Source organism: Dyadobacter koreensis, from assembly GCF_900108855.1.
Lineage (GTDB): Bacteria > Bacteroidota > Bacteroidia > Cytophagales > Spirosomataceae > Dyadobacter > Dyadobacter koreensis.
Map to the genome: position 1 here is coordinate 649,297 of NZ_FNXY01000001.1, position 13,503 is coordinate 662,799.

Sequence of the window (13,503 nt, forward strand, 5' to 3'; positions counted from 1 at the left end):
AAAAATTGAGTATATATTTTTACTGCTATTGACTATTTATCCCAGAAGACGGGGGTAGTCTGCTGCGCCCTTTGAATCGCTTCCCGGTCGTTGATCAACGTCTCGTTTGAGGTAAGCTCTGTTTCTGAATAATAAAAACGCATCGGAAAAACATCCAGCGGAGAAACCAGATCACCAAGCTTTGGAAGACCTGTCCGGCGGAAATCATTGTAGGATTCCACACCGTTACCAAATAGGGCAATCCATTTCTGAGTCATCAAAAGCTCCATTTTTCCAGCATCGTTTGCCGCAGCAAACTGCGTCTTTATTTTATTGGCAAAACCCGTAATCGTGGCTGCCGGCAAAGTTGTTCCTTTGTTTTTCCCAGCCAGCGTGCTAACGCTGTTCAGATGTGCGGCGACTGCGTCGGCAAGCAGTTGGGCGGCGTCCTCTCCTGTTCCCAGATTCAGAGCAGCCTCTGCCCTGATGAATTTTACCATTGCATTGGTGATTAAAGGGAGAATGCCTGCGCCGGTTCCATCTCCGGAAGTTGATAAGGGAATTTTAAAAGAGTTCGACGTTGAGGTTGAGACAGCGCCCGTATTATTCAGATAAACGTTCGCAGCGGTCAGCGTCCGGATCGTTCCATTATCATACAAACCTCCCGCGGGATAAATTCCGATTAATGCCCTGGTATTCGCATCGGCGGGAGAAGCTGCTCCGTCGCCAGGTTCACGGCCATAATAGCCCTCACCGTTCATCGAATTAGCCAGGCCTACATTTGAATTCTGACGAAAGACGTAGTAGCGAAGCCTAGGGTCATCGCTGTCTTTTAAATTGTTAACCAGCGGCATGCTGACATAACCGCCCCTTCCTGCGCCATACCAGCTGACATACCAGGGATGCCTGGCGTTGGGTGTAACGTTTGTACCATATTGAAAAGCAAAATCCTGGGCATTATCGACAATGAGCACACCGCTGGAAATCAACGCTTTGATACCCGCTTCCGCCTTCTGCCGGTCTGAAAGACGAATCTGGTTGAATAATTTCAATTTCAGAGAATTAGCCATCCGCTGCCAGCTCACTTTTGACCCCTGGTAAAAAATATCAGCGCCTGCAGCGATCGTAAAATTCTTATCCATATCAACCAAAGCTTCATCGATCAAAGCAAATAAGTTTGTGTAAATATCCACGCCCTTATCCAACACCGGGTTGGCATTTTCACTTACCGCTTGTGAATAAGGCACATCGCCCCAAAGATCCACCATGATCGAATACAGATATGCTTTTTGCAATTTAGCAATCGCGACATAACCCCAGGCCTGCTGAGCAGTACCCTCGCGGATCACTGTCTCAAGATCAGGAATGGTTGCAGTGTAAAACCCTGACCAGGCTGTTGAGAAAGAGGTTCCGGTCTGATTCCAACGGTTTAATGTTCCGGATGCAAAATGCTGCATTACAGCTGATCCTCCTCCATTTACTGAATTGAAATAGCTCGCCAAAGAGATTTGCGTGGAAGGCAGCAGCAGACTCAATGTGGGCTGGGTCGGATTATTGGGATCATCGTTGATGTCCACAAAATCACTACATGAACTTGCCAGAAATAGCAGAACAAGTAACGCGGATATTTTTATATTTTTTCTCATCATTTTTCCGGTTTTGACTGAATTAAAAGCTGATTCGTAAGTTTACTCCATAGCGGCGGGTAGTCGGCACGCCGTAAGAGTCCGCGCCCGCATTGTTGGAAGATCCGGTGCTGACCTCAGGATCGTAATTCATATATTTTGGAAAATTAGGCGCGTTGTACCAAAGATTTCTTCCACTGATTGAAAGTGAAGCAGAGCCAAAGGGTGTTTTGCTCAGCAGACGCGCCGGAACTTGATACCCCAGCGATATTTCACGAAGACGAAATACGGTTGCATCAAAGACTGATCCTTCCGCAACACCGCCCGGACCATAACCACCTGAAAAATAATAGTCAATCACGGTAATGGCTGTGTTGTTAGCGATCTTATTTCCTTCACCATCCCTGAGCGGCAGCAATGTATTGACATCACCCAGGACACCCGGAGCGATCAGCATCCGGTACCTGTCCTCGGTATCTTTGCTCACACCACGTGCCATGGCCTCTCCAACATTCGTCGAATAAATGGCGCCACCCTGTTTCCAGTCAAAAAGTACGCCGAAAGTGAATTTTTTGAAGGAAAGCGTATTACTGATACCGGCCATAAAATTTGGATTCGGATTGCCGATCGGGCCGCTTGTTGAGGCCGATATTGGTTTTGCAGTTTGTGGGTTTACCAAAATATTCCCCTCTTCATCCCGCGCGTAGCGTCCCCGGTAGATCTGCCCGTAAGGCTGCCCGGGGATATGCACATTATTACCATAGACAAGCTGCGCATATCCGCCGAGCTCATCGACCATGTTGCGGTTTCTTGTAAAATTTGCATCCACTTCCCACTTGAAACCATTTTCAGTCTCCACAGGAACTGCCCCTAGCGTTATTTCAACTCCTTTGTTTGATGTCTGACCAAGATTGATGATCCTGTCGGTATAGCCAGTCGAAGGCGCCGACTTGACGGTAAAAATCTGTGAGGTGCTTTTTTTATGATAATAAGTAAAATCAAGCGAGAAACGTCCCTGCAAAAATTCTAGATTTGTCCCCGTCTCGAACTCTGTAATAAATTCCGGCTTTAGGTTCGCGTTAGTTAAAATGTCTGACATCGTAAGCGTACTGATATTGGTCACAGTCCCATTTGAAAAAGGCGCTCCAAGGCCGTTTGCATCCGCATTTGCCGTGTAAACATTGGCCGTAAGGTACGGCGTCGCTTCATTTCCCACACGCGTGTAACCAAGTCTGACCTTTCCGGAAGTCAGTATTTTATTTTGCATTTGAAATGCTTCCGTGAAGATGAAAGAGCCATTTGCCCCACCGTAAAAATAACTCCTGTTTTGAGCCGGAAGGGTTGATGAAACATCGTTTCGGGCAACAATATTCAAGGAAGCATATTTTTTATAATCCAGCGTGATATCGGTAAAAAAGGCATAGTAGCGCTGTTTGATCTTTGCCCGGTTATTAGGCAGGCTTCCCAGGGTTATTGTCGAAGTATTACTGATATCGTTTATCCCAGGCGTTATGATATTGTCACCGCTGAACGCTGAGCGCTCTGTTTTTCTCTGGCTAATATTATTCCCCAAAATAGCGCGCAGAGATAAATCCGTACCAAACTCCTTTGTTATCGTAAATAAAAGTGTATTATCAAGTTCCTGACGGTAAATGTTGTCTGTGTTGATGGTTCCATTAGCATAAACCGAAGACCCTTTTCCCAATACACTGACACGTCTGTCGGTGTAGGCATTGAAACCGGCCGTATTCTGGATATTAAGCCAGGGCAGCGGATCAAAACCTAAAACAAAATTTCCATAATAACGGTCGACATTGGATGTGGACGGACTGTGTTTAACAGACCAGTAAGGGTTATCAAGGCCGTCACGGTCATACACGTTTGCGCCTGTGTTAGGATTCTCAAACGGAAGTCCCGACAGATCGTAGCTGGTTGGCAGATAGTACAGGTTACTCATGATGTCTCCGCTTCCGCCAATCGGAGGACTTTTCTGGTCAGTCATTACATAATTGATCGTACCCCGGGCATAAAATTTATTGTCCAGCCGGATGTTTCCTCCAACGTTAAAAGAAGTACGGGAAATTTCATTCCCCGGAACAATACCCTTATTAGTGGTCCGGCCAACGCCCAGCGTGAAATTTCCCTTTTCACTGCCGCTGTTGATGGTCAGCCCATTTTCAAAAACAGAACCAGTACGGAAAAAATCCCGCTGACTTTTTCCTGCGTAAGACTGGTAAGGGACCTGCGCCGGCGTGACGCCGTCGGGCATGTAAAAAGAAGGAAAATCAGTTGAATTGTAACCAGGCCTGGCAAGCGGATGCGGAATCGTCTCGCGGCTGCTGTAAGCTGAGCCGTTCGAACCGTAAACCGCTGTCCGGTAATCGAAGTTGGTACCCTGTCCGTAAGTATGCTGGTAGTCGGGAAGCCCTGCAATTTCTTCCATGGAATAGGAAGTACTGTACGTGATCTCAGTCCCTTTTTTTCCCTTTTTCGCAGACGCTTTTGTTGTAATAATAATCGCTCCATTGGCCGCACGCGAACCATATAGCGCAGCCGCGGCTGCACCCTTAAGTACGGTGAGACTTTGAATATTATTGGGATCGATATCAAAAGCGCGGCTTGCTGTGGCCTGGTTGCTCTGGGTCTGACGGTCACCGGAGGGAGCATAGGTGGAGTTATCGAAAGGAACACCATCCACTACATAAAGCGGCTGGTTATTGTTTCCCAGTGAAGAATTACCCCGGATAGTCACATTAGTAGAACCACCCGCGACGCCGCCTCCACCCTGAATGTTTACACCCGCCATTTTACCGGTAAGCGCGCGCATGGGATCAGGCTCATTTTTCTGGGCCAGATCCTCAGCTTTCAACGTTGCCACAGAATAGCCCAGTGTACCGGCCTGCCGCTCGATACCGGCAGCAGTAACCACTACCTCGCTCAGCTGCCTGCTATCCGAAAATAACAAAACATCGATAATGGCTCTGTCTTTAACTTCGGTTTCGAACGTGGTAAAACCAAGAAAAGAGAAAACCAGAACAGACTCTTTTCCAGGAACTTGCAGAGAATAATTACCATCCTGATCTGTTGTGGTACCAATCTGTGTTCCCTTCACGATGATATTGACACCAGCCAGCGCGCTTGCATCATCCTGTGCGGTCACTTTACCTTTTACACGCACATCGGCTGCCTTTGCCGAAGGGACAACAATTGTCTTCACCGGTACGGTCTTAACAGGCTCTGAAATCACAAAGGTTTTTTGAAACTTTTCAAAAGACAGATTCAGTGGGCCTAATACTTCTTTGAGATAAACTTCTATGCGCTCATTTTTACCTAACGCCCGCGATATACGTTTTCCCGCAACCTGACCTTTCTGATAAGCAAAAGTAACGTGATGTTTTCTTTCAATTTCCTGCAAAGCATCCGTAAGCGCAATAGGCCGGCCTTTGGAAACTGCCGACTGCACACTGCCGTTGCCCCGCGCCCAGATGAGCGCCTGAGCCTTTACCTGGCCTGTACAAGGCAATAGCAGCATCAGCCACAGAAATTTCTTCCTGGATAACATTGATCTCATAAGTTTGAAAGTTAATTGTAGTTAGGTTCTGTACTAATCTGCAAGGGGGTTAACCTTCCCGGAATCTTCAATGATAATCTGTTCGTTGTGCTGCGTGATTTCTACATTCAGCGTCCTGGATAGAATTCTTAGCACCATATCGATATTATTTCGGGAAATTTTCCCGGTAAAACGTAAACTTGTTAAAGATTCATTTTTGATAATTACCTGTCTGTGATAATATTCCTCCAAAACCAGACTAATGTCTGAAAGCCTGGTGTCGTCGAAATAAAACATGTCATTTTTCCAAGCCAGCCAAAGCTCTCCGCTAGCAGGCTTAACCGTCAAGCTATCCGCAGGGCCATTGAAGGAAGCCAATTGCCCGGGTTCCAGGAAAACTTCCTGATTCTGTGTTTTGATTTTTACCTTACCGTTTTGAAGATAGATTCTAGTATCCCCTTTCTTGTTTAAAACATTAAATTCGGTCCCTAAAACATTGATATCCAATCCGTCCGGCGTATGCACGACAAAGGAAGGATACTGCTTATTTTTTTTTACTTCAAAAAATGCTTCTCCTGAAATCAGCCTAACGTCACGGATTGTACCATTCCACTTTTCAGGATATGAAAACACGCTGTTACGATTCAGTGTGACGCGTGAGCCGTCGGGTAACACAACTATTTTTTCCTTAAATCTGTCTGTTTTAATTTCGAGATACTGAGACTGGCCTTCTTTAACAATCCAAAGGGCTAAAAACCCCATCAGTACAGAAATACTGGCTGCTATTTGCCAATTCCAGGATCTGCGAATCTTTCGTTCTGCAACTTCCTTCGTTTGAAAAGCCTCCTGCTGAATGATCTTTTCCAGATACAGATTCAAGGCTTCATCAAGCACTCCCGTTTTTTGCAGATGAATAAATACTTCCAACTCCTCAGCTGTTGCTGAATTTGTATAATACCGCTCAACAAGCCGGTCTAAAAAATCAGGATCGATCATATTTCTGGAGTCTTAACTGTAAGACAACTTTCACCGCAGCAAAGGGTCCCCCATAAAATAAAAAATCCGTCTATTTAGAAATTATTTATATTATTGACTTATAAAGTGATATAAATAAGAATTTAATTTTGCTTCTTCCAGTTAAAATAAAATATGTTAGGACCGTAACTTTTAGTATTCGCAGGCAAAAAAAGACATTGCAGACAAGACATTCACTGCAATTCCAAGATCTTTTTCAACCGCAACGCGGAAAACTTTCATGGATTTGACCATATGTTTTTTTATGATATTGCGTGAAACGCCGACGATCAATGCGGCTTCATCGTAAGACATTCCCTGTAAGCGGCACAACTTGAAAATCTTCCGGCTTTGCGGCGGCAGCGTCAAAAGCACAGAATTAATAAAATCCTGGTATTCATCAAACTGCATTTTTTCTTCGATCTCATTGTTGATCTCAATATAATTACGGATAAAAATGGCGTGGGTTTTTTCTTCCTGCAATACTTTTTTTAAAACATTCAGACTATGATTTTTGCCAACCGTCAGCAGGTAATACTTAAAGGAAAGTACTTCCTCAAGTTTGGTGCGGTCTTCCCAGATCTTTATGAAGATTTCCTGGCATGTATCATTTGTCAGATCCGCAGATTTCAAAATGTTAAAAACAAAACGGTAAAGGGCTGGTTTGTATCGATCATAGATTTCGGAAAAGGCCTTTGGGTCTCCCTGCGAAACATGCCTTATCAGTGATTTTTCATCCGTATACGGGCTCATGATTTCAAATTGATGTAAAATATTATCATTGCGTGTTGATTTACTAAAGGCGCAGCTAATAAACATCAGTTTCAAGTTGAAATAAAATATGCTCAATAGAAATAAGAGCCATTTTTAATTTCATTAAACCGTTTTATCTATAACAATTATATCTTTTTTTTCGATTTTTGGCAAATTTTATACAAAAGTTATTGTTTAATATTGAATTATGAATAAAATCATAATAGTCGGCAGTGAATCCTGACGTGCTGCGCCACTGTTCCGGATTTATTTGGCTGACTTTCTGCCGGTTTGCAACGCGAAACAATGTCTGTTGACGAACCAATAATCAAAGGTATTGATCCCGGTCTGAGGCTTTTAAATCCATTTTAACCTACAAGATCAGTCCCATACCATCTAAGCCATTTCAGATTTTAACGTTTTTTTCTTTAAATCTTTTGCCCCGTTTGAAGATGGCTGAGAAAGTCGCGTAAATTTGAAAATCTCCTTGGCCAAAAACGCAGAAAATGTTTCCAATTGCCTTTGACCCCATATATAAGTACCCCGTACAGCAGACGCACCGCTTTCCGATGGATAAATACGAGCTACTTCCCGTACAGCTGCTTCGGGAAGGTATCGTAGAAAAGACTGATTTTTTCACCCCCCAGCCCATCGCTCTTCAGCCCGTGTATGCCGTGCATGAGCGTGACTACGTGGATCGTTTCGTTCAGGGACGATTGAGCCCGAAAGAAATGCGAAGAATCGGCTTTCACCAGTCGCCACTGCTGGCTGAGCGGGAACTACTGATTACCGGCGGTACGGTTCAGGGTGCTTTGATGGCTCTTCAAACCGGTATTGCTTTCAACATTGCCGGCGGAACCCATCATGCAAGCTATGATCACGGTGAAGGATTTTGCATGATCAATGACCAGGCGGTGGCAGCCCAGTACCTGATTGACCATAAGAAAGCGCAAAAAGTACTTATCATAGATCTTGACGTTCATCAGGGAAATGGGACAGCAAACATCTTCCAGAATCGTAATTTGGTATTTACTTTTTCAATACATGGAAAAAACAACTATCCGTTTCGCAAAGAAAAAAGTGATCTGGATATTGGCCTTGACGATAGAACCGGCGATGAGCTGTATCTGAAAACACTGTTCGAAATACTGCCCGGACTAATCGGGCAGGTAAAGCCCGATTTTATTTTCTATCAGGCAGGCGTCGACATACTTTATACCGATAAGATCGGCCGTATGGCATGCACGCTGCAAGGTTGCCGCCAGCGTGACCAGATGATCTTTCAACTGGCAAAAAAACATGGAATTCCGCTGCAGTGCAGTATGGGAGGCGGATATTCTGCGGAGCTTCGCACCATTCTGGAAGCGCACGCAAATACCTACCGGGCCGCCGCAGACATCTATTGAAAAGTATTTACAGCTTGCATTTACTTTAAAAAATCTTCCCACAGCAGGCTCCGCTTAACTTAGCAGCTTGTCTGCCCACGCTTGCATAGGCAGACATCCTATCTTTTACCGGCATTCAGGTGCATTCTTAAAGCGGTGGGACTAGTATTCCTACGGACCGGTATTACCGGTCCTTTTTGGGCGGGCCTGTACCCGAAGCTTTCAATTAGATAATCAGTGGCCAGGCCACCGCGTAAAAATTATTGGCTTGCCCGAAGCCATGGCTTTAATACTTTGATAACAAGTGGCATCACTACCCATGTCAAAAGACCAACCATGACAAAGGCCATAACCAAAAGGCGAAGCAGTAACGGAAAATCTTCAATGAAAGGGTTCAAAGCAAATGACAACAGTATGCTCGTTGGAAAAACTCCGCAAATCGTGGCAATGGCCATTTTCCAAAGTGGCGGCGGCGTGGGCGAACGAAACCAAGCTTCCAAACCTGTCAACTGGCGGTAAGTGGGAGGTTCTGTGAGTGTTGCTGCATATGCTTCCCAATCCTTAAAAAGTTTTGAGTTATAGAAAGCATCGCGCTCTGCTTCATCTTTAAAAGTTCTTAAGATACCAACTTCCCGCCCATCTGTACCGGGAAGTGCTGTGATCATTCCCGCACCCTGCACACCACCATGCAGGAAAGAATCACCTAAAAAACGGCGAAGTGCTTCTTTGAATTCCTGTTCTTTTCCAGGAAGTACTTTTCGCGTAATGGCAACATGTACAGGCATGGATATGACGGCTTAATTTCTTATTTATTTTTTCCCCAAGTTACTACAAGGGAAATGATTTTAAACGGAATTCAAATTGCTATGCATGATAAATACAACAATTTATGGTGTTTAGACATTAAATAGCGATGGTTTTAAGATTCAGCCTTCCAGCAATCGCGCTGCCGGCAACCTGCCATGGTCGACGGCAGAAGAAAACTGTTCTAAAAGCAGCCTAAGCTTTGGATTTACGATGTTTTTACAAAACGGCTTATCAGGATTGCTGTAATAATAATTCAGATAACGCTTTTGGTTTAGCTTGAAATTTTGAAACGGAATGACCTGTGTTAAGATTTCATCCCGGAACTCATGCTGCAAATTCGCCAGCGCCTGTCTGGAAAGCTGCGCCTGCGGATCGGTAAAAGTATAGATAGCGGACCGATATTTTGAGCGCATGCTGTGTTTGGATGTACAGCTATGCGTGTGCAGGTGAATTGCGATGAGTACCTCCAATGCAATAGCGTCTGGCTGAAAATGAACAATGACAGCCTCAGAAAAAGACAAATGCCGCTCACTTGAAGAAATCCAGCCCTGTTCCACATGCAAAACTCCTTTAAGTGATTGAAAAACTGCTTCCGTACACCAATGACAACTTCCTCCAAATCCTACCTGACTGACCATATCTCATAATTTTTAAAGATCAACTTAAAAACTATGAAAAGGTTTTAATAAGTTCAAAAAGACAAAGTTTATACCAATTGAAAACTTCTGAAACCGGACGAACGTATCAACTTATTTACCGGCGAAGAAAATAGTGCCGGGATGTATAAGAGTTTCCGGCATCGAGTTCACTGCCGATCAAAGGGATAAATATTTTCACCGGCATGAGCTGCTGTTGAAAATGATTGACATTCCCAATAAAGCAGTCCTGCCTTCAAAACATGCCCCTGCTTTGAGAATACAGCTTAATTCGCGTTAATGAAAATTTAAAAACTTATTTTCTATCAATTCTGGCATATTGCTCAGTAGCCATCGGTAGCATTAGCCTGTTTAAACGGCACAAACACTTTTAACAACGATCAAGAATCAATCGGTGTTAATAATATTGTGGGTGTATGACTATCATGGTCTAAGTTTGCCAATTACATCATCGACCGCCTTTTTCATTGCGTCTAGCGCCGCATAGGTGTTGTCTTCCGAAAAACCCGGAAAGGCTAAGGCCTTTTCAAGATCCGTTTTTAGATCAAGCGAAGACTGGCTTTTTACAAAAAATAATCCTTGTCTATTCAGGTAAGTTGCCAGATAAGTTTGTTCAGACTGACCCGGAGTTGGAATCAGAAGCGCCTTTTTCCCCATAAATGCAAGATCCATAAGCGTTGAATAGCCACTCCGGCAAACGACCAGCTCTGCTCTGCTTATTAACCTTGTCAGTTCTGCCGCGTTTCGGTGAGAGAAATAAACGGTATTGGCAGGAATTTCATCTGAAAAATGCCCATCGGGCTGTCCACCGACCAGAATAAATTGATATCCGGAAGATTTGGGAATTTGCGCTAGTATTAGTCGTTCCAATATAGAGCGCTGGGGCTCTGGCCCTGAAAGCAGAATCAAAATCTCACCAGAAACCAAACCTTCGGCCCGCACAGCAGGCACAAGTTGGGAAAGAATGCCGATATAACGAGCGTTAACAGGAATTGTTCCAGGATGTGAGAGCTGCCCGCCAATTCCTTTGTTGTCAGGCTCGTCCACCACCCAGCAACCATCAAATTTTTCAAGAATGCCATAATGTATACGGCGAAGAATCTGATCTAAAAAAGCACCGCCGCCCGTTTTGATCAGTAGCTGATGGGTGAGAATAAGCGAAGGGACGCCTTTGATTTTTAAACCATACCGGTTATCGGATATGACAAGATCGTACCGGTTTTGTTGCTGAATACGCCGCAGCCAGCGCCTTTCCTTTTGGATCGCCGTCAGGATTTTAGGAATCTGCAGAAGGATTTTGAAAGGCAAGGTTTTACCGCTGCTGCTATACTGAATATGGTAGCCCGGGATGGGCAGAATGGTCAGTCCCGGAAAATTACTCTTTAGAAGTGTCGCAGTCGCCCCCTGAGCAGCCAGCGTGACCTGGCAGTGCTTTTCAAGCAAATAGCGAATCAGCGGTATGCAGCGAGTTGCGTGCCCCAGCCCCCAGTCCAGCGGAGCGAGCAAAATATTTAATGATCCTGGCATTCAAATCAATTTTAAAAGGCTGACAAGCTTCAAAACTGATATCAGCCCAAGCCGGTAGCAAAGATAAGCGCACTTCCCGAATTGTCGTTTAAGAACTGGGCAGAACTGCCCGCAACCTGGTTTTAGCAAAATAAAAGCCAAGCGGATTGGCCTGGCTCAAAAAACAAAAAGACAGGCCGGAGAATACCGGCCTTCCATCTGTCCCGATTTTATTTTAGTCAGACCAGCTTATTTTTCTCTGTGCTTTTCAAAGCCCAGTAAACTAAAACAGGCTGAAAAAAAAGTCTCATAAATCTTTTATTGTCGGTATCCAGTCCAAATGCATCTTTTTTATTAAGCCACTGCGAAATATTGCCAGGAAAAACAGCCGTGAAAAATGTAGCGGCGAGTTTACCAACTTTCTGCCGATGCTTCTTTGGAGTCAGCACCAGAGCTCCTCCCATGGCTATTTCCACAAATCCTGAATAAAGCACTGTGTCATCCTTTTTTAAGGGTATAACATCGGGAACCTGGGCTTTAAATTCCTTTCTGGCAAAGGTAAGATGACTGATTCCTGCGAAGATCAGGCCTGCTCCGAGCGCGATTCGGGCCGCTGTTTGTATGTCTTTTTCTTTCATAATGGTTTTTAATTTTATTTATCAGTAGCAAATACTATTCCATCAGCGTGCACAGATAAGCTTGTGTAAATCACTTTGAAAGCACATGTTTCAAAGCAATTAAAGGCAATACAAAATATCTATCAGCTCCCTGATTTTGTCAGGTCAGCCGGCTCTGTCGGTGGAGTTTTTAGCCAGAATGTCAAAATACAAAAGGCTTCCAAACGCCCAATGCGCATTAAACAGCTTTTTCACAAAACTAATCCGAGCGCCGCATTTTCGGTTGCTGTCAAGCAGAAGAAAGCTTCACTTGATCAAAATAATAATCTCAGAGATCCTTTTTTCCTAGGTGTGAATGATGCTAAGTTCAACCTCTGTTTTAAACGCAAGAGGCTGAAAAATAAGAAATGCCTTACAAGCGTCTTCAAAATCGTTCGCAACAGGTGTATACCTGCGTAACAACCAGAACCTGTCGCAATCTTCATAGCCGCCCATAAAATAAATAAATTCGGTACACCAAATATGACGATCATCATTTTCTCAGCTGATCTTTCCTGGTAAAAGATATTGTGAATGAGATTAAATTTGTAGCCCCAATATGACTTTTACTGAGAAATATCGCCACATATCTCTCCACTAATTGCCTTTTTTTGCCCAGCTGCAGTTACATGGGACCTGTTCATTGAAAGTTGCATTGGGAATACCTGATTCTTTTAACAAAATAACTAACTTCGGGAAATGACAAAAAGCAGCTAGTCAGCAGGCCAATTCAGCCTTTTTTCTTAAAAAAAAGGCTGAATTGAAGGAAGACCGAAGCATCACGAAGTTTTGAATGAAGGTAAGAAGGCCATGTGTCAGAGAGAAAATGGGTCCGAGGAGCTGAACGTCTATACAGAAATAGAACTAATTCTATCATTTTGGCTCAATTGTTGTAATAGTCATTTGATAGAATTTAACGCTATAAAGTATATTTCATGAAAATCTGTATCATCGATGATGATAATACCTGTCATTTCATCGCCCGGCTGCTGATAACGAAAATATTGGTCAAGCCCGATATTCTGCAATTCTTTAACGGCCAGGAAGCATTTGATTTTATTGAAACCTGGCAGCACAACCCCGAATCCTTACCCAGCATTATTCTATTGGATATCAATATGCCTGTGGCGAACGGATGGAGATTTTTGGATATGCTCCGGCAGCTTGGAAATCAGTACCGCCCGGCTATATACATAACAAGCTCCTCGCAGGACCATCGTGATTTTTCAAGAATGCAAAATTATGATGAAGTAAAAGGTTTTCTTCCCAAACCGGTTTCAAAAGAGATCTTGGAACAAATTCTCATCGAAGAGTAACCAAGCAAAAGCTGCCACAGCTATCCATCGACCGGCAGATTTTTATATCTGGTAATAGAAAATTTAACTTGCCAAAACATCGGTTTTTATGTATGAAAGGTCTTCGCTACAGGTGCATACCTGTCTTGCCGTCGCTCTTGCTGATACAGACCAAGTAGCTTGCACAAAATCGTAAATCAAAATACTGACGCCGGCAGGTTTACACTAACTGGCGGCACAGCACCTTTTTGCTTCTGGTTTGACAGGTAAGTGTACG

At 44.0% G+C, this 13,503-nt stretch carries 10 protein-coding genes; 2 read left to right on the forward strand and 8 right to left on the reverse strand.

Going from position 1 to position 13,503, the window contains the following annotated elements:
• Positions 1-32 precede the first annotated feature (32 nt).
• The 4 genes from BMY70_RS02660 to BMY70_RS02675 form a co-directional block, all read right to left on the reverse strand.
• Positions 33-1,628: a SusD/RagB family nutrient-binding outer membrane lipoprotein gene (locus BMY70_RS02660; protein WP_090331672.1), complete on the reverse strand. Its 1,596-nt coding sequence runs from the start codon at positions 1,626-1,628 to the stop codon at positions 33-35.
• A 19-nt stretch (positions 1,629-1,647) separates the two neighbouring features.
• A complete protein-coding gene (locus BMY70_RS02665; protein WP_229209446.1) occupies positions 1,648-5,175 on the reverse strand; it encodes a SusC/RagA family TonB-linked outer membrane protein in 3,528 nt (1,175 codons plus the stop codon).
• A 33-nt stretch (positions 5,176-5,208) separates the two neighbouring features.
• The gene (locus BMY70_RS02670) at positions 5,209-6,150 is read right to left on the reverse strand and encodes a FecR family protein (RefSeq protein ID WP_090331674.1); all 942 of its coding nucleotides are present in this window, start codon (positions 6,148-6,150) and stop codon (positions 5,209-5,211) included.
• Between the two features lie 171 nt (positions 6,151-6,321).
• Positions 6,322-6,921, reverse strand: coding sequence for an RNA polymerase sigma factor (locus BMY70_RS02675; protein ID WP_090332611.1), 600 nt, complete (start codon positions 6,919-6,921; stop codon positions 6,322-6,324).
• Between the two features lie 506 nt (positions 6,922-7,427).
• On the opposite strand from BMY70_RS02675, the gene BMY70_RS02680 reads away from it, so the two are divergent.
• Positions 7,428-8,327, forward strand: coding sequence for a histone deacetylase family protein (locus BMY70_RS02680; protein WP_090331676.1), 900 nt, complete (start codon positions 7,428-7,430; stop codon positions 8,325-8,327).
• A 239-nt stretch (positions 8,328-8,566) separates the two neighbouring features.
• Here BMY70_RS02680 and BMY70_RS02685 read toward each other — a convergent pair whose 3' ends face one another.
• The 4 genes from BMY70_RS02685 to BMY70_RS02700 form a co-directional block, all read right to left on the reverse strand.
• Positions 8,567-9,091 (reverse strand): putative antibiotic biosynthesis monooxygenase, encoded by a 525-nt coding sequence (locus BMY70_RS02685; protein WP_090331678.1) that lies wholly within the window; start codon positions 9,089-9,091, stop codon positions 8,567-8,569.
• A 141-nt stretch (positions 9,092-9,232) separates the two neighbouring features.
• Complete coding sequence (locus tag BMY70_RS02690; RefSeq protein WP_090331680.1) at positions 9,233-9,751, reverse strand: peptide-methionine (S)-S-oxide reductase; 519 nt, start codon at positions 9,749-9,751, stop codon at positions 9,233-9,235.
• Between the two features lie 441 nt (positions 9,752-10,192).
• Positions 10,193-11,296, reverse strand: a complete 1,104-nt coding sequence (locus tag BMY70_RS02695; protein ID WP_090331682.1) for a glycosyltransferase — start codon at positions 11,294-11,296, stop codon at positions 10,193-10,195.
• Between the two features lie 218 nt (positions 11,297-11,514).
• On the reverse strand, positions 11,515-11,913 hold the full coding sequence (locus BMY70_RS02700) for a DoxX family protein (protein ID WP_090331684.1): 399 nt from the start codon (positions 11,911-11,913) through the stop codon (positions 11,515-11,517).
• Between the two features lie 953 nt (positions 11,914-12,866).
• On the opposite strand from BMY70_RS02700, the gene BMY70_RS02710 reads away from it, so the two are divergent.
• Entirely contained in the window at positions 12,867-13,247 is a 381-nt protein-coding gene (locus BMY70_RS02710) for a response regulator (RefSeq protein WP_090331688.1), read from the forward strand.
• Positions 13,248-13,503: the final 256 nt, after the last annotated feature.